Source organism: Variovorax sp. YR566 (assembly GCF_051992195.1).
Taxonomy (GTDB): domain Bacteria; phylum Pseudomonadota; class Gammaproteobacteria; order Burkholderiales; family Burkholderiaceae_C; genus Variovorax.
In genome coordinates this window covers 4,652,150-4,669,515 of record NZ_CP197092.1, presented here as the reverse complement: position 1 = coordinate 4,669,515, position 17,366 = coordinate 4,652,150, and the positions used below count along the sequence as shown (strand labels likewise).

At 60.0% G+C, this 17,366-nt stretch carries 15 protein-coding genes; all 15 read left to right on the top strand.

Annotation, left to right across the window (positions count from 1 at the left end):
• Positions 1-42: 42 nt before the first annotated feature.
• The 15 genes from ACTG4X_RS21995 (at position 43) to ACTG4X_RS21925 (ending at position 17,341) form a co-directional block, all read left to right on the top strand.
• Positions 43-4,875, top strand: coding sequence for an RHS repeat-associated core domain-containing protein (locus ACTG4X_RS21995; RefSeq protein WP_440531919.1), 4,833 nt, complete (start codon positions 43-45; stop codon positions 4,873-4,875).
• A 28-nt stretch (positions 4,876-4,903) separates the two neighbouring features.
• The gene (locus ACTG4X_RS21990; protein ID WP_440531918.1) at positions 4,904-5,236 is read left to right on the top strand and encodes a hypothetical protein; all 333 of its coding nucleotides are present in this window, start codon (positions 4,904-4,906) and stop codon (positions 5,234-5,236) included.
• An 87-nt stretch (positions 5,237-5,323) separates the two neighbouring features.
• Positions 5,324-5,578, top strand: a complete 255-nt coding sequence (locus ACTG4X_RS21985; RefSeq protein WP_440531917.1) for a hypothetical protein — start codon at positions 5,324-5,326, stop codon at positions 5,576-5,578.
• 27 nt (positions 5,579-5,605) lie between these two features.
• Positions 5,606-6,100, top strand: a complete 495-nt coding sequence (locus ACTG4X_RS21980) for a pentapeptide repeat-containing protein (RefSeq protein ID WP_440531916.1) — start codon at positions 5,606-5,608, stop codon at positions 6,098-6,100.
• A gap of 41 nt (positions 6,101-6,141) precedes the next feature.
• A complete protein-coding gene (locus ACTG4X_RS21975; protein ID WP_143042546.1) occupies positions 6,142-6,537 on the top strand; it encodes a hypothetical protein in 396 nt (131 codons plus the stop codon).
• Between the two features lie 51 nt (positions 6,538-6,588).
• Positions 6,589-11,256, top strand: coding sequence for an RHS repeat-associated core domain-containing protein (locus ACTG4X_RS21970; RefSeq protein ID WP_440531915.1), 4,668 nt, complete (start codon positions 6,589-6,591; stop codon positions 11,254-11,256).
• The gene (locus ACTG4X_RS21965) at positions 11,253-11,531 is read left to right on the top strand and encodes a DUF7710 domain-containing protein (protein WP_093081525.1); all 279 of its coding nucleotides are present in this window, start codon (positions 11,253-11,255) and stop codon (positions 11,529-11,531) included. Before ACTG4X_RS21970 ends, ACTG4X_RS21965 begins: the two co-directional genes overlap by 4 nt.
• Before the next feature lie 218 nt (positions 11,532-11,749).
• On the top strand, positions 11,750-12,061 hold the full coding sequence (locus ACTG4X_RS21960; RefSeq protein WP_440531914.1) for a hypothetical protein: 312 nt from the start codon (positions 11,750-11,752) through the stop codon (positions 12,059-12,061).
• Positions 12,062-12,175: 114 nt separating this feature from the next.
• Complete coding sequence (locus tag ACTG4X_RS21955; RefSeq protein ID WP_440531913.1) at positions 12,176-13,255, top strand: RHS domain-containing protein; 1,080 nt, start codon at positions 12,176-12,178, stop codon at positions 13,253-13,255.
• Positions 13,150-13,698: an RHS repeat-associated core domain-containing protein gene (locus ACTG4X_RS21950; RefSeq protein WP_440534414.1), complete on the top strand. Its 549-nt coding sequence runs from the start codon at positions 13,150-13,152 to the stop codon at positions 13,696-13,698. Before ACTG4X_RS21955 ends, ACTG4X_RS21950 begins: the two co-directional genes overlap by 106 nt.
• A complete protein-coding gene (locus tag ACTG4X_RS21945; RefSeq protein ID WP_440531912.1) occupies positions 13,686-14,165 on the top strand; it encodes a hypothetical protein in 480 nt (159 codons plus the stop codon). The genes ACTG4X_RS21950 and ACTG4X_RS21945 overlap by 13 nt, the downstream gene beginning before the upstream one ends.
• Before the next feature lie 15 nt (positions 14,166-14,180).
• Positions 14,181-14,927 carry an RHS repeat protein gene (locus ACTG4X_RS21940; protein WP_440531911.1) on the top strand — a complete coding sequence of 249 codons (747 nt, stop codon included), beginning with the start codon at positions 14,181-14,183 and terminating at the stop codon, positions 14,925-14,927.
• 81 nt (positions 14,928-15,008) lie between these two features.
• Positions 15,009-15,626 (top strand): hypothetical protein, encoded by a 618-nt coding sequence (locus ACTG4X_RS21935; protein ID WP_440531910.1) that lies wholly within the window; start codon positions 15,009-15,011, stop codon positions 15,624-15,626.
• A 6-nt stretch (positions 15,627-15,632) separates the two neighbouring features.
• Positions 15,633-16,040, top strand: coding sequence for a hypothetical protein (locus ACTG4X_RS21930; protein ID WP_440531909.1), 408 nt, complete (start codon positions 15,633-15,635; stop codon positions 16,038-16,040).
• Between the two features lie 281 nt (positions 16,041-16,321).
• Positions 16,322-17,341, top strand: a complete 1,020-nt coding sequence (locus tag ACTG4X_RS21925; protein ID WP_258354131.1) for a sugar ABC transporter substrate-binding protein — start codon at positions 16,322-16,324, stop codon at positions 17,339-17,341.
• The last annotated feature ends 25 nt before the right edge of the window (positions 17,342-17,366 follow it).

Genomic DNA, 17,366 nt, shown 5'->3' with positions numbered 1-17,366 from the left:
CTCCACCAACCCAACGCACAAGCTCGAAGAGAACAAGAAAAAATGGCAGGACCGGAAGCAGCGCCGACGCCGCAGGCGACGGAGCGCGAACCCCAGACGGCGGTTGCGCCACTGAACACCATCGTTACGGAAGACATCGCCGCCGCGAGCAAGGCGGTGGACGACTGGCTGCGTTCGTTCAGCGGTGGCTACGTCACGCTGGAGCGGTTGACGATGGTGCTGGGGAGCATCCCGATCGTCGGCAACATCATGGCGTTGGTGGATGTGTTCCTGGACATCATCAACATCGTCGAGAAGAAGGCCAAGGACGGGATCGACGCATTCCTGAACTGGGTCAGCTTGGGCATCAACCTGATCGGGTTGATCCCGTTGCCGATGAACATGGCGGCCGCGCGCATGAGCCTGCGCCCCACGCTGCATCTGGTGAGGCAGGAGCTGAAGGCAGCCGCCTCGAACCTGGGCGAAGCCATCGTCACCACGCTGGTAGGACACCTGAACGCGACCATCGTCGGCGAGCTGGAGGTCTTCATCGATGGCGCCATCGCCAAGCTTGGAGACATGTTGCAAGGCTGCGCAAAGCTGGGCGACAGCATCGTGGACAACCTGGTCGACATCCTGCAGCGGGTGCTGGGCCAGAAGGACATGTTCACGGTCAGTACGCCCGTCGTGGCGGAAACCAGCGTGCACGACCCGAAGACCCAGAGCACGTGGAACCGGTTGTGGGGCAGCGCTGTCAAGTACACGAAGCAGTCGGCCAACTACGCCGCCAAGGTTGCTGCCAACCGCTTGCCCGAGAGCGTGGCGGTACAGGTCAACGGCGTGATCGGGAGCCTGCTGGACTTCAAGAAGAACTTTAGAAACCAGCTCGTGCGCCTGGCCGACAAGGAGGCGCAGGCCAGCATCATGTGGCTGCTGCACAAGCTGCTGGCTGCCATCCAGCGCAAGAAGGGACAGCGCGGCGCGATTGTTTCGCCGAATGCCGGCGCGGTGGCCCAGAAGGACAAGCCGGGCGACCAGCTCGGGCACATCGGCAAGCAGGCGGATGGCCAGAAAGACGCAGGCTGCAAGAATTGCCCGGCGCCTGTCGCGCTTGGCAAATCGATCAGTCTGGTCACCGGCTGCGAGAGCTTCACCCACACAGACTTCGTGCTCGCTGCGCCGTTGCCGATCGAATGGGCACGCACCTACCGCAGCCAGCTCGATGCCTACGACCGCGGCATCCTGGGCGCGCGCTGGCTCACGCCCTACAGCACGCGCGTGGACCTGATGACACCAGTCAGGGGCGAGCGCAAGGGTCAACCGAGTCTGGTCTATCACGCAGCCGATGGCCGCAGCCACGCCTACCCTTTGCTGGCAGTGGGCCAGGTCTATCGGGATTCCATCGAGGAGGTGACCGTCTCGCGTCTGAGCGAGTCGTTGCTGACGCTGGACTTCGGCAAGCCACTGCCTTTGGGCGAGCAGGGTAACTGGCGTGAGATCTACGAGCTTGTGGAAGGCCGGTCGCACTGTCGGCTTGTGACGCTGCAAGCCAGGGACGGCGCCTCCATCGGCCTGCGCTATGACCATGTGATCTCGGACACGAGCGAGCAGGTGCTGAGCGACATCATCAGCAGGCAAGGCGAAGTCATCATGGCGCACGTGGGCACGCAGCCCGATGCGCGCACGGGCCTGATCAAGTCGCTGTGGGAGTTGAAGGACGGCCAGGTCGTGCGCCAGCTTGCCGCCTATACGCACGATGCAGAACGCGATCTCGTGTCCGCGAAGGACGAGAACGGCGCCAGCTGGAGCTACAGCTACAGCCATCACCTCGTGACCCGCTACACCGATCGCACCGGCCGCGGCATGAACCTCGAATACAACGGCACCGGCGCCGATGCCAAGGCGGTGCGCGAGTGGTCCGACGATGGCAGCTTTGCACTGAAGTTCGAGTGGGACAAGAACATCCGCCTGACCTACGTGACCGATGCCCTGGGCGGCGAGACATGGTTCTACTACGACATCCTGGGCTACACCTATCGCATCATCCATCCCGACAAGCTGCAGGAATGGTTCTTCCGCGATGACGCCAAGAACGTCACCCGTCATGTACACACAGATGGCAGCACAGACGACTACGCCTACGACGTCGCCGGCAACCTGCAAATGCACACGCGGGCCGATGGCAGCCGTGTTCATTTCGAATACGACCGGCTGAATCGCCTGACGGGCTTGCGTGATGCCGAAGGCAGCATCTGGAAGCGTGACTACGACGCGCAGGGTCATCTCACCGAAGAGATCGACCCGTTGGGTCACAAGACCGAGTACGCCTACGACAAGGCCGGCCGGCCTGCGTGCATCACCGATGCCAAGGGCGGTTCGAAACAGCTGACGTACACACCTGCTGGCCAGTTAGCCAGCTACACCGACTGCTCGGGAAAGACCAGCCGGTGGGAGTACGACAGTCGCGGGCGGCTGACCAAGGCCATCGATGCGGCAGGGCAGGCCACCCGATATCGCTACACCCCGGAAGGCGAAGCTGCTTCAAGGAGCGATGGCAATCATCCGGGGCAACTCGAAGAAGTCTCCCTGCCCGACCAGACCCGCGAGCACTTCACGCATGACGCCGAAGGTCGCTTGCTCGCTCACACCGATGCGTTGGGTCGTCGTACCCGCTATAGCTACAACCGCGCCGGTCTCGTGGCCGGACGCACCGATGCCGCGGGCCAGACGCTGCAATACCACTGGGATCTGCAGGGGCGCCTGACCGAACTGCGCAACGAAAACGGCAGCCGCTACAACTTCAGCTACGACCCGGCGGGGAGACTGCTGGAGGAAACCGGCTTCGACAGGCAACGCAGGCAGTACCTCTACGAGGAATCCACCGGCGCGCTGGTGCAAGTCGTCGAGGCAGAGGCGCACACGACAGGGTTTCGTTTCGATCCGATGGGGCGCCTCGTCGAGCGCAATGCGGGCGAGGGGCAGGTCGAGACCTTTGCCTTCGATCTCAACGGCATGTTGATCGAAGCGGCCAATCCCGACGCAAGGTTGCAGTGGTTCTACGATCCCGCCGGGAACCTGACGCGCGAGCACCAGCACCATCTGGCCAGTGCGCAGACGGCAGTCTGGCAGCACCGCTACGACGAGCTCAACCAGCGCATTGCGACCATTCGCCCCGACGGCCATGTCACGCAATGGCTGACCTACGGTTCGGGCCACGTGCATGGCTTGCTTGTCGATGGACAGGACATCCTGGGATTCGAACGCGACGATCTTCATCGGGAGATCGGCCGAACGCAGGGCAATGGCCTGAGCCAGCGCCTGCGGTACGACCCTGCCGGCAGGCTGCTGGAGCAGCAGATATCGCATGCGAACCCGGACACCGTTGGCACACTGAGCCTTCGCCGGAACTATGGCTACGACAAGGCCGGTCAGCTGACCGCCATCGGGGACAGCCGGCGCGGCAACCTGAACTACAGGTATGACCCTGTGGGCCGCCTGCTCGAAGCCAGCAGTCGCCTGGGCCGCGAGACCTTTGCATTCGACCCGGCCGGCAACATCGCCGACGCCGCACGCGGCGATGCGCCGCAAGGCCTGCGCGCAGTCAGCAAGCTGTTGGACAACCTGCTGAAGGAATACGCGGGCACCACCTACCGCTACGACAAGCGCGGCAACCTGATCGAGCGTGTCAGGAACGGGAAGAAAACGGTCTTCGAGTGGAACGGCTTCAACCGCATGACCGCGGCCACAAGCGAAGAGGGCTCCACCACCTTCAGCTATGACCCTGTGGGGCGACGCATCGCCAAGCGCTCACGCGAAGCCATGACGCTGTTCGGCTGGGACGGCGACACGCTGGCCTTCGAAAGCACGCAGAGCATGGCCGGCGAGAGCGAGCGGCAGGGCCGGGGCTGGAGCGTCCACTACATCCACGAGCCGGATTCGTTCGTGCCGCTGGTGCAGATCAGGCAAGCGCGAGCCGTCGCGCTGAGCTCGACCACGGACGTGAAAACGCTGATGGATGCCAATGGCGGGGAGTACGACATCGAGCAGGACCCGTTGTGGAACGGTGAGCAGCTGCCGAGGCCGGGGGCCTTCGCAAAGGAGGAGATTGCTTTCTACCAGTGCGATCACCTCGGCACGCCCCAGGAACTGACGGATCATGAAGGCCAGATTGCCTGGTCGGCGCAGTACAAGGCATGGGGCGAGGCAAGAGAGGTCATCAGCGAAGCAGGAAGACGGGCCGGCTTTGCCAACCCGATCCGTTTCCAGGGGCAGTATCTGGACGATGAGACCGGGCTGCACTACAACAGGCATCGTTACTACGATCCGCAGGCTGGCAGATTCATCAGCAGCGATCCGTTGGGCTTGGGCGGCGGTCTTAACACCCATGCATACGTGCCAAATCCCGTGGCGTGGGTCGACCCGTTGGGCTTGCAAGCTGCGCCTGTCAAATGCAAGACAGCCAAGGGAGGTCGTTTCGCCACGGCGGACGGCGCGGCCAAGGCGGCGATGATGCGTTACAACGACAAGTCCATTCGAGACAACGTGGAGTACGGCGGCCTGGTCTACAAGACGCCGGATGGCAAATACGACTTCACCAAGGCGACCAGGGGCGAGAAGGACACCGTCAACCCCTGGGGCCCTACGGCCAAGAGCATTCCGAAGTGCGCCCAGGAAGTGGGCTACTGGCACACCCATGGGGATCACTCGGATCAATACGGGAATCGCACAACGCGGGCCAAGGACTACTACGGAAGCAACAACTTCTCTCCCGAAGACAAGGACGCCGCCAAAGCAGGAATGCAACATGATCATCCGGACTACCGAGGCTACGTCGGCACGCCAAGTGACGGCTACAAGGGCTACAACCCGAAGGCGAATCAAACCTACAGGCTTTAAGGGCCTGATCATTGCGTTGGGAATTTTCATGAACTTCAATGCCTCTGCCGCACCGATCTTCGAAGTCGAGTCGCCGGATCAGCTGCTGCTCAATACACCTGTGGTCGTTGCGTTGGGCAACGCGTACAAGCTGTTCGAGAAGACCGGGCAGGACCTGAACAATTTCAACGTTCACATCGCCGAGAGGAAAAAGGAAAACGGCGAAGACGAGAACGGAGTCAACACCATCGGCATTGCATTCACGGCCAAGCTGCCTCCGGGGCAGAAGGGGCTCGGCAACGCCAGCAAGCTGGGGCGGTCGACCACGTACATCGCCTCCAAGACCACGGGCGAAATACTCCGGGAGCAAGGAAGCCGGTAGTGACGCCCGGCACCGGGTCTGGCTCGAAAGACGTTGCGCCTGCCTGGACTCGGTGCTTTCAATTTTGCAGAGGGAGGAAGAATGAGAATGAACAAAACCATCGAAGTTGATGGTCTGGCGGCGCAGGCGATTGCGGCAGCCTGTGAAGATGCAAGGTCTTCAGGCCTGCAGCTCGCAAATTACAAACTCGTCCTGGCCGAAGAATCCGACGACTACAGCGCGTCGTGGGTGGCGAAGGGCAAGCCGCAAGGCCATCGGGGCGCCTTGCCGGGCCTGCCCGAACCCAGCCTGCTGATCGAGAAGCGCGCTGGCCGGATCCTCCGGAAGCAGCTCTCGCGTTGAGTCGACGGCGTCATCCAAGGATTCGACATGTCTTCTCAAGTCATCATCCTCGCCCACGACATGTGGCGCAAAGGCGCGGGCGGTGCGCCCGCCGGGCTCGTGGGCCAGGCCGACAGCTTCGCTTATGCAGGGCTCGACCTGGGGCTCGCCCAGTTCGCCGCAACGACCTTCACCGGCACCAGTTTCACCGCCACCAGCTTCAAGCAGGCGGGCTGGAGCGCCTGCCAGTTCACGGGCTGCAGCTTCACGCAGTGCGACTTCGGCGGCATCTCGATCACTGGGTGCACTTTCATCAACTGCAGCTTCACGCGCGCCAACTTCGATGGAAGCAGCATCAGTACCAGCACCTTCACGCAGTGCCAGTGGGACGACATCAGCTTCGCGGGCGGCCACTGGAACGACGTCGGGGTGCTGAACTGCGGCGGCACCGTGGTGCATGCGCAGGGGCTGCAGGGGCGCAGCGTGGACTTCACGGGCAGCACCTTCGAGCAACTCGAGTTTCAGGGTGCGAACATCAATTGAGCCCTGGCGGGCAACGTCATCACTTCATCGATTCCATGTTCATGAAAAACATCAAGACCGTCTTTATCGCCACTGCCCTCCTGGGCGCCGTCTCTCTGTGCTTGGCGCAAACGGAAACGAAAACCACGCTGACCAAGCTGCACCAGAGTTACGAGAAGCAGGGCCGTCGCGCGCTCGGCATGCCGGAGTACGGCAAGCGTGTGCAGTTCCCGGCGGTGGTTGTCGAAGCGTCTGATTCCTTCGGCGGCACGTCGATGATCCGCGCCGCCGATGTGCGCGGCAATCAGGAACTGGCGCGCTTGACCCCGGCGGACGACGCACAGAACCAGAAGATGGGCGAGATGCGCAGCGGTGCGAAGTTCACTGCGAGCTGCGAGGTTGGCTTTGCGATGGGCTCGGCGTTTCTCACGATGAAGGACTGCGTGATTCGGCCCTGAAGCCCGCATCCGCAGCAAAGGCAACGTACCAGTTCGAGGCAGGGAGGGAAGATGGCAGGAAACGAAGGCCCGCAACAACAAGGCCAGAAACCAACTGAGAGAGAACCCCAGACGGCGGTAGCGCCGCTGAACACCATCGTCAAGGAAGACATCGCCGCCGCAAGCAAGGCGGTGGATGACTGGCTGCGCTCGTTCAGTGGCGGTTACGTCACGCTGGAGCGCCTCACGATGGTGCTTGGCAGCATTCCGATCATCGGCAACATCATGGCGCTGGTGGATGTGTTCCTGGACATCATCAACATCGTCGAGAAGAAGGCCAAGGACGGGGTCGAGGCATTCCTGACCTGGGTCAGCCTGGGCATCAACCTGATCGGGCTGATCCCGTTGCCGCCGAGCATGGCTGCAGCGCGCATGAGCCTGCGGCCCACGCTGCATCTGGTGAAGCAGGAGCTGAAGGCAGCTGCCTCGAACCTGGGCGAAGCCATCGTCACGACGCTGGTGGGGCACCTGAACGCCACCATCATGGGCGAACTCGACAAGTTCATCGATGGTGCCATCGACAAGCTCGACGGCATTCTCAAGAGCTGCGCCGACCTTGCCGACAAGATCATCGACAACCTGGTGGACATCCTGCGGCGCGTGCTGGGCCAGAAGGATTTGTTCGACGTCGCGAAGCCCGGCGCGACGGAAACGCGCGTGCACGATCCGAAGACGCAGAGTACCTGGAGCCGCATGTGGGGCACGGCCGTGCGCTACACCAAGCAGTCGGCAAACTATGTCGCCAAGACAGCCGCCAGCCAGCTGCCCGCGGGCGTTGCCGGCAAGGTCAACGGCGTGATCACGCAGATGATGGACTTCAAGCGCCTGCTTCGCAGCCAGCTGTCGGCGCTGGCCAACAAGGAGGCGCAGGCCAGCATCATGTGGCTGCTGCACAAGCTGCGGGATGCACTGCTGCGCAAGAAGGGGAAGCGCGCGGCCATCGTGCCGCCGCAGGCGGGCGCCAAGGCAGAGAAGGACAACCCGGGCACGCCGCTTGGACACATCAGCAAGCAGGCACCGGCGCAGGGAACTTCGGGCTGCAAGAACTGCCCCGCGCCGGCACGCAAGGGCGCTTCCATCAGCCTTGCCACCGGCAACGAGAGCTTCACGCACACCGATTTCGTGCTCGCCGCGCCGCTGGCGATCGAGTGGGCGCGCACCTATGCCAGCGACCTCGAGGCCTTCGACCGCGGCAGCCTGGGGGCCCGGTGGATCACGCCTTACAGCATGCGGGTGGACGTTGCCACGCCAGTGCGCGGCGCACGCCAGGGACAGGCGAGCTTGGTGTATCACGCGGCCGACGGGCGCAGCCATGCCTACCCGCTGCTGGAGGTGGGGCAGACGCATTTCGATGCCATCGAAGAGGTCAGCATCTCGCGGCTGAACGAGAGCCTGTTGGCACTTGACTTCGGCAAGCCGTTGCCCGCAGGCGAGCAGAGCGAGTGGCGGGAGATCTACGAGTACGTCGACAGCAAGCAGCCGCACTTCCGGCTCGTCGCGCAGCAGGCGAAGGACGGCATGTCCGTCGGCCTTCGCTACGACCACGTGATCGCCTCGACCGGTGAACGCGTGCTGAGCGACATCATCAGCAAGCAGGGCGAAGCCGTCATGGCGCACGTGGGCACGCAGCCGGATGCGCAGACCGGCCTGATCAAGTCGTTGTGGGAGCTGAAGGACGGCCAGGTCATTCGTCAACTGGCCGCCTACACGCACGACGCAGAAGGTGACCTCGTCGCCGCGCAGGATGAAGACGGCGCGAACTGGAGCTATACCTACGCGCAACATCTCGTGACCCGCTACACCGACCGCACCGGCCGAGGCATGAACCTCGAATACGACGGCACCGGCGCAGACGCCAAGGCCGTGCGCGAGTGGTCGGACGACGGCAGCTTCGCGCTGAAGCTGGAGTGGGACAAGAACATCCGCCTGACCTACGTGACCGACGCGCTGGGCGGCGAAACCTGGCACTACTACGACATCCAGGGCTACACCTACCGCATCATCCACCCCGACAAGCTGCAGGAATGGTTCTTCCGCGACGACGCGAAGAACATCACGCGCCACGTGCACACCGACGGCAGCACCGACGACTACACGTACGACGAAGACGGCAACCTGCAGACGCACACGCGCGCCGACGGCAGCCGCGTGTATTTCGAGTACGACAGTCTGCATCGCCTTACGGGAATCCTCGATGCCGAAGGCGGCGTGTGGAAGCGCGACTACGACGCGCAGGGCCATCTCACGGAAGAGATCGACCCGCTCGGCCACAAGACCGAGTACGCCTACGACAAGGCCGGCAGGCCCGTGCGGATCATCGATGCGAAGGGCGGCGTGAAGGTGCTCGCCTATTCCCCATCGGGGCAACTGCTCAGCTACACCGACTGCTCTGCCAAGACCAGCCGCTGGGAGTACGACGAAAGGGGGCGTCTTGCCAAGGCGACCGACGCTGCCGGCAACACCACCGGCTATCGCTACACAGCCGGCCAGCTCGAACAGATCGTGCAGCCCGACGAGACGAGCGAGCATTTCGAGCACGATGCCGAAGGCCGCTTGCTGACGCACACCGATGCGCTCGGACGAGCCACGCGCTACAGCTACACGCGCGCCGGGCTGATCGCCGGTCGCACCGACGCGGCGGGCCGCTCGCTCAAGTACTACTGGGACCTGCTGGGCCGCCTGACCGAGTTGCACAACGAGAACGGCAGTCGCTACGACTTCCGCTATGACCCGGTGGGCCGCCTGCTCGAGGAAACCGGCTTCGACCGCAAGACCACGCAGTACATCCATGAGGAGACCAGCGGTGTCCTCGCCGGGGTGATCGAAGCGGGGCACCGCACCGAACTCGAGTTCGATCCGCTCGGCCGTTTGAGCGAACGCCGAGCCGGCGATCAGTCGGAGCGCTTTGCCTACGACCGCAACGGCCGCCTGCTCGAGGCGACCAACAGCGACGCACGCCTGCAGTGGTTCTACGACCCGGCCGGCAACCTGACGCGCGAACACCACCACTACCTGGAGCGCAAGCGCACGGCAGTCTGGCAGCACCGCTACGACGAACTCAACCAGCGCATCGCCACCGTGCGGCCCGACGGCCACGTGACCCAGTGGCTGACATACGGCTCCGGCCATGTGCACGGGCTGATGCTCGACGGCCAGGACATCCTCGGCTTCGAGCGCGATGACCTGCATCGCGAGGTTGCGCGGGAGCAAGGCAATGGACTGAGCCAGCGGCAGAAGTACGACCCGGCTGGGCGGCTGCTCGAACAGCAGATCTCGCGCACCAGACCCGGCGCCATCGAGTCGAGCGCTGGCATCCAGCGCAGCTACAGCTACGACAAGGTTGGCCAACTAGTCGCCATCGGCGACAGCCGGCGCGGCAACCTCAGCTACCGCTACGACCCGGTGGGCCGCCTGCTCGAAGCCAACAGCCGCGTCGGACGTGAGATCTTCGCCTTCGATCCTGCTGGCAACATCGTCGACGCTCCACCGAGCGGCGACCCGCTCAGGCATCCAGCCAACAAGCTGTTGGACAACCTGCTGAAGAGCTACGCCGGCACCAGCTACCGCTATGACGAGCGCGGCAACATGACCGAGCGGTTGCGCAACGGCTGGCGAACCGTCTTCGCTTGGGATGGCTTCAACCGGATGACGGCAGCGACGGATCAAAGCGGCATCACCACCACCTTCAGCTACGACGCGCTGGGGCGTCGACTGTCGAAGAGTTCGGGTGAGGCCACGACCCTGTTCGGCTGGGATGGCGACGTGCTCGCGTTCGAGAGCACGCAGAGCAAGTCAGCGACCGAAGAGGGCGGCGAGCACGGCTGGAGCGTGCACTACATCCATGAGGCGAACTCGTTCGTGCCGCTGGTGCAGGTGCGCCGGGCAACAGCGATGACACTGAGTGAGACGACGGATGCGAAGGCGCTGATGCAGGCCAATGGCGGCGTCTACGACATCGAGCAGGATCCTTTGTGGAACGGCGAGCAGAGACATGTGCCGCGTGCGTTCGACAGGAAGGAGATGGTGTTCTACCAGTGTGACCACCTGGGCACGCCGCAAGAGTTGACGGACCATGAAGGAAGCGTTGCTTGGTCGGCGCAGTACAAGGCGTGGGGAGAGGCGCGGGAGGCGATCAGCGAGGCGGGGCGCCGTGCAGGCATCGCAAATCCGATTCGATTTCAAGGTCAATATTTCGACGCTGAAACCGGGTTGCACTACAACCGTCACCGCTACTACGAGCCCTTGAGTGGAAGGTACGTAAGTCGAGATCCAATTGGTTTGGATGGCGGAAATAATATTTACCAATATGCTCCAAATCCCAGTCAATGGGTGGATCCACTTGGCTTGGCTAAGAAAGATCAAAAAAGCCAAAAACCGTGCCAAAGCAAGAAAAATTCTACAGAACCTAAATTGCCTGAAAAAATTATTGCGCAAGATGGCGGGCTACGCTTGGAGCACTATGTCCGAAGCGGTGATCATGCGCCTGCGCATTTCCATTTGAGAGGTGAAGGTGGTTTGAATATTCAGATTGGGCAAAATGGAAAGCCGATTAATGGGTCTGAGGAATTAACTGCCACTCAACGGGATTTTATTGAAAATAACAAGGCAAAGTTAAGATCGTCTGTCGATAGAATTCAGCGATGGCATCGTTATAGTAACTTACCCGAGGAGTGTGAATGACTGAGATTAAGGAAGTTTGGGTTTTCAATGGGGTAAATGCGAAATTCCCTTCGGCGGTTTTCCTGGTCAAAGAGGATGCGTTCGGTTGGATAAAAAAGCATGCATTGACTGGGGTCTTGACTAAATATCCAGTGGGTATTTCGGTTTATGAGTGGGCAATTGAAAGTGGTAATTTCAAAGTGAAATCAGAAAAAGATTCAACGCCGGAGTTTATAGGTAAATTTTCGAGCGCCGCGCAAGAGCATATGCATTTTGAAAATGGAATTTTTGATTAATTGGTTTTGATGGGTCAGAGATCGGCGGAATTCAACATGCACCTCGTTATGCCGAAGAGAAGTATCAGACTGGACAAGGCTGTGGGCGCGACTATGTTGAGTTTGATGTGCTAGCGTCAAGGCTTGAATGGGCTGGGAACCCTCGGTATCACAGGCAGAAGCTAACGATTAAAGGTGACGCTCCAGCATGCAGCCTGAAAGTTTTTAGGAGAGCTTAGGTGATCGAAAAGAACAAGGAATTGCGGATCGACGGAGAGAAGCTATTGCATGTCCTGCGAGACATCGAATACGTGCTCATTTCTCTGCACAAGATTGGCTCCTACTACGCGCTCGATTTTCCCGGGAAGAAATCGGAGTACTACGCGGAAACGACAAAATTCATTGATGACGGGGAAGTGACCAGACGGCTCGCCAAGATTCGATCCATCTTGTCCGGGGCTTTCGACGAAACGCGGGGAGTCGATGACTTGACAGACATCGAGCGCGCTTTGGAGGGGCTTGAATTCTGGAAACCAGGAAGTGCGAGTTAGTTTGACTGGCTCAAGCCGTTTACGCCACACCAGACTGCAACCTGTATCGGTACTACGACCTAAAGCAGGACATTCCCGATTCCAAGTGAATATGGTGACTTACGCTTTGAGGTTGTGCGGGAGCAGGGTAACGGCCTGAGCCAGTGGCAGAAATACGACCCGGCGGGGCGGCTGTTTGAACAGCAAATATCGCGTCCAAAGGCCGGGGCCATCGAGTCGGGTGTCGGCATTCAGCATCGCTACAGCTACGACAAGGTGGGCCATCTGGTGGACATCGGCGACAGCCGGCGCAGCAACCTCAGTTACCGCTACGACCCGGTGGGCCGCCTGCTCGAAGCCAACAGCCGCGTCGGACGCGAGATCTTCGCCTTCGATCCCGCAGGCAATATCGTCGACGCTTTGCCGACCAGCGACCCGCTCAGGCATCCAGCCAACAAACTGCTGGACAACCTGCTGAAGAGCTACGCGGGCACCAGCTACCGCTACGACGAACGCGGCAACATGACCGAGCGCGTGCGCAACGGCTGGCGGACCGTCTTCGCGTGGGACGGCTTCAACCGCATGACGGCTGCGACGGACCACAGCGGCATCACCACCACCTTCAGCTACGACGCGCTGGGGCGCCGGCTGTCAAAGAGTTCGGGTGAGGCTACGACCCTGTTCGGCTGGGATGGCGACGTGCTTGCGTTCGAGAGCACGCAGAGCAAGTCAGCGACCGAAGAGGGCGGCGAGCACGGCTGGAGCGTGCACTACCTCCACGAGGCGAACTCGTTCGTGCCGCTGGTGCAGGTGCGCCGGGCAACAGCGATGACGCTGAGTGAGACGACGGATGCGAAGGCGCTGATGCAGGCCAATGGCGGCGTCTACGACATCGAGCAGGATCCTTTGTGGAACGGCGAGCAGAGGCATGTGCCGCGTGCGTTCGACAGGAAGGAGATGGCGTTCTATCAGTGCGATCACCTGGGCACGCCGCAGGAGCTGACAGACCATGAGGGAAGCGTTGCGTGGTCGGCGCAGCACAAGGCGTGGGGCGCGAGGCGCGGGAGGCGATCAGCGAGGCTGGCAGGAGGGCGGGGTTCAGGAATCCGATTCGGTTCCAGGGGCAGTATTTCGATGAGGAAACGGGGCTGCACTACAACCGGTATCGGTACTACGATCCTCACAGCGGGAGATTCGTTTCAAGCGATCCTATAAAGCTACTGGGCGGAACGAATCTCCACCAATATGCACCGAATCCGACAGAGTGGGTCGACCCCTTTGGACTGAACGGAAACTCGAAGCAGCGACGGCAAGCAAAGCGTGCTGCTCAACGCGATTGTGAGAGAGCTGAAGCAGAACGCGATGACTTGATGAATAGTCGAAAAAGAAAGCATGCGACTTATGTTGGCGGTACAAAAAACGGCAAATCTGTTGGAGAGTGTTCGACAAATCCAACTGGATGTGCGGAAGATGATGTTGCCCGTCAGCTTGGCTCTGACGCTACTTTTACAAAAGCGTTTGGTTGGCGCCGGAATCGCGAGACAAATGAGCTTGAGAGAACGGAAATTCCTGTTTGCTGTAGATGTCAATTGAAATATAGTCCTTCGCAATTTCCTCCGGATGTTAAGGCTGACCTAGGTGGAGCATGGGAAAAATGATTGATTTTGCGTCGATTGAGTGTTCTAGAATTGATTGGCAGAGGTATGAGGAGATTCAAGGGCGCGCGGATTCTATTCCTTCTGCCTTGCAATCTTTGTTAAATGCTTCCATGGAGGATGCGGAAAAATATTATTGGGGGATGGAGAATCATGTGGTTGTTCAAGGGCAATTGTTTAGTGCTGCTGAGCCAGCACTGCAAGTGCTTATTGCCTCGCTTTTGAATGTTCGTCCTAGGCATACAAAAATCGATGTGCTTGAGCTTATATTTCAGATAGTTGCCGCTGCTACTTTGGAGGCGACAAGTGATGAATATAGAGAGCTGCAGTGCCGAATTCGACTTCGTGCGTTAGAAGGTATGTGGGTTTTTTATGGAGAGTTAAATGGAGAGCATTTTGAAGCTGCGAGCGAGATATTGAATTTGATTGATCAACCTCGTTTGAAATGCTTTATTGATGGGGCTGGGTGATGTCATACTGATCGCTTGGCGCGAGATCTTCGCCTTCGATCCTGCGGGCAATATCGTCAATTCGCTCCGACCAGCGACCCGCTCAGGCATCCAGCCAACAAGCTGCTGGACAACCTGCTGAAGAGCTACGCGGGCACCAGCTACCGCTACGACGAACGCGGCAACATGACCGAGCGCGTGCGCAACGGCTGGCGGACCGTTTTCGCGTGGAATGGCTTCAACCGCATGACGGCCGCAACGGACCACAGCGGCATCACCACCACCTTCAGGTACGACGCGCTGGGGCGTCGACTGTCGAAGAGTTCGGGCGAGGCCACGACGCTGTTCGGCTGGGATGGCGACGTGCTCGCGTTCGAGAGCACGCAGAGCAAGTCAGCGATCGAAGAGGGCGGTGGGCACGGCTGGAGCGTGCACTACGTCCACGAGGCGAACTCGTTCGTGCCGCTGGTGCAGGTGCGCCGGGCAAGTGCGATGGTGCTGAGCGAGACGACGGATGCGAAGGCACTGATGGAGGCCAACGGCGGTGTCTACGACATTGAGCAGGATCCTTTGTGGAACGGCGAGCAGAGAAATGTGCCGCGTGCGTTCGACAGGAAGGAGATGGCGTTCTATCAGTGCGACCACCTGGGTACGCCGCAAGAGCTGACGGATGATGAAGGAAGCGTTGCCTGGTCTGCGCAGTACAAGGCGTGGGGCGAAGCGAAGGAGGCGATCAGCGAGGCGGGGCGAAGGGCGGGGTTCAGGAATCCGATCAGGTTCTAGGAGCAGCAGTATCGGGATGAAGAGACGGGCCGCACAAGAGTTTGCAGGATACATTGAGTATTCCAATGAAAACGACATGAAATGAAAGATGAAAATGGTTTTTTGATCTTGGCCTCGTCGATTGGTGTTTCCATTGAAGAATTGATCAATCGAGACGAGGGTGCAGGGCCTTTTATATGGGTGAGGCCGCAAGATGTATCTGGTGTAGATGCGGCGGAGATGCTGGCTAGAAATTTGAAGGCCAAGGAAAAATTGAATTCAAGCTTTGAAGATGAAGATATTTTTCCCGAAGCCTTTGTCTGCAGCTATCTCGAGTCTTGCGTCAGACATAGATCAGCCCAAGCAAAGATTGACGTGGAAGACGTAATTGGTGCGTGCGTCTATATCATGGTGAAATGGGGTAGCTCTATTCCGGCTCACGGCTTCTATGGGGATTTGGACTTGCTTTCCCTTGATAATGCTTCGAAGATCTTGAAAATTATTCGATCGGTTTATCAGGGGTTAAGTAATGAAGTTTTGCGGAAAAATATTCGTTATTTTGTGAGCGAGCATTATCGAGCTAGTGGCGTTTGGGCGTTGAGTGATGCCTCAAGATTTTTTGGGGCACTGGATTCCGAGGACCTGGAGTTTGTATCGAAGCTAAATTTTGATGAAATGAATTCAATTTTGAATTCTTCGAATGGCAATGCCAGTATGTGAGGTCGCTTGATAGTCTTTCATTTTGGACCGCTGAGCAAGAGTGAGTTAACAATCGATTTCGATGAGGAAGGTGCCGTATCATTTTTCCAGAAAATTTCTGCGCTGCTGGATGGAATGGATGGCGCCGAGCATGTTGCCTGTTTTCATTCTTTTCGAGGGAACCTTGAAGAAGCAACGATTGAGTTGCGCTTGGGTTCCCTGGATTGTCTCGAGCTGAAAAAGCATTCATTGATTCTGGAAATGAATCGAGATGCTTCGGAGTATGCTTTGAGTCAATTGAGTGAATTTCTGGGGGCGGGTTATTTCTCTCCTGCGGAATTCTGGAGTTTTTCTAGAGCAGGTCGAAAATACGATACGCAGGTCTTTTTCGGAAAGCTCTCTTTGACGGTGGTGACTCCCTTGCCTCCCGCCTGACAGGACAGGCCGGGTGCTGCGCCTATCGACCTCTCAGAATTGCGCACACGACAGAGATCCCGTGAGTAGAACGCCCAACTCATCTGACGACATCGCATAGCCAGGTGGGCGTCGGAACCTCCTCATCTCTTGTCTCCGGGTTTTCGATAACTAAATCATCTTGATTTAGTCGCTCCGCTGCCCGATAGTCCCCTTGCGCCCGGACGCCCACCTGCAAGGCCAGCGATCCGGATCCAAAACCGCAGGGCGCATCACCCAGCGTCCGCCCAAGGAGACAAACCATGCCCCGCAGCAGCTCCCGCACCATCCTGGCCATTGCGGCCATGTCCCTCGCCGCAGTGACCGCATCCACCGCCGCCTTCGCCGCCGACCAACCCATCATCGGCCTCGTCACCAAGACCGAAACCAACCCCTTCTTCGTCAAGATGAAGGAAGGCGCGCAGGAAGAAGCCAAGAAGCAGGGCGCCAAGCTGCTTTCCGGCGCGGGCAAGGCCGACGGCGACAACGCGGGCCAGATCACCGCGATGGAAAACATGATCGCGGCTGGTGCCAAGACCATCCTCATCACGCCGAGCGACGCGAAGGCCATCGTGCCGGCGATCAAGAAGGCGCGCGACAAGGGCGTGATGGTGATCGCGCTCGACAGCCCGGCCGATCCGCCGGACGCGACCGACGCGCTGTTCGCCACCAACAACTACACGGCCGGCGTGCTGATCGGCGAATACGCCAAGGCCGCGATGGCCGGCAAGCCCGCGAAGATCATCGCGCTCGACCTGCTGCCGGGCCACCCGGTGGGTGCGCAGCGCCACAACGGCTTCATGAAGGGCTTCGGGCTGCCGGCCAACGAGGCGAAGTCGAACGAGTTGTCGAAGGCGCCCGAAATCGTCTGCATGGCGGACAGCTATGGCGATCAGGCCAAGGCACAGACGGCGATGGAAAACTGCCTGCAGAAGGCGCCTGACGTGAACCTGGTCTACACGATCAACGAGCCCGCCGCGGCCGGTGCCTACAACGCGCTGAAGCGCGCAGGCAAGGAGAAGGGCGTGCTGATCGTCTCGGTCGACGGCGGCTGCCAGGGCATCAAGGACACCAACGCCGGCATCATTGCCGCGACCTCGCAGCAGTACCCGCTGAAGATGGCCGCGATGGGCGTGGCCGCGGGCGTCGAATTCGCCAAGACAGGCAAGAAGGCCTCGGGCTATGTCGACACAGGCGTGACGCTGATCGCGGGCAAGAGCGTGGCGGGCGTCGACAGCAAGGACACCAAAACTGGCGCCGAGCTGTGCTGGGGCAAGAAGTAAATAGCTGACAGCCCCCAGGGAGCAT

Coding starts and splice junctions, on each gene's coding strand:
- ACTG4X_RS21970 (WP_440531915.1), top strand. CDS start 6,589: ATGGCAGGAAACGAAGGCCCGCAACAACAAGGCCAGAAACCAACTGAG.
- ACTG4X_RS21925 (WP_258354131.1), top strand. CDS start 16,322: ATGCCCCGCAGCAGCTCCCGCACCATCCTGGCCATTGCGGCCATGTCC.
- ACTG4X_RS21965 (WP_093081525.1), top strand. CDS start 11,253: ATGACTGAGATTAAGGAAGTTTGGGTTTTCAATGGGGTAAATGCGAAA.
- ACTG4X_RS21985 (WP_440531917.1), top strand. CDS start 5,324: ATGAACAAAACCATCGAAGTTGATGGTCTGGCGGCGCAGGCGATTGCG.
- ACTG4X_RS21935 (WP_440531910.1), top strand. CDS start 15,009: ATGAAAGATGAAAATGGTTTTTTGATCTTGGCCTCGTCGATTGGTGTT.
- ACTG4X_RS21990 (WP_440531918.1), top strand. CDS start 4,904: ATGAACTTCAATGCCTCTGCCGCACCGATCTTCGAAGTCGAGTCGCCG.
- ACTG4X_RS21945 (WP_440531912.1), top strand. CDS start 13,686: ATGGGAAAAATGATTGATTTTGCGTCGATTGAGTGTTCTAGAATTGAT.
- ACTG4X_RS21995 (WP_440531919.1), top strand. CDS start 43: ATGGCAGGACCGGAAGCAGCGCCGACGCCGCAGGCGACGGAGCGCGAA.
- ACTG4X_RS21980 (WP_440531916.1), top strand. CDS start 5,606: ATGTCTTCTCAAGTCATCATCCTCGCCCACGACATGTGGCGCAAAGGC.
- ACTG4X_RS21975 (WP_143042546.1), top strand. CDS start 6,142: ATGAAAAACATCAAGACCGTCTTTATCGCCACTGCCCTCCTGGGCGCC.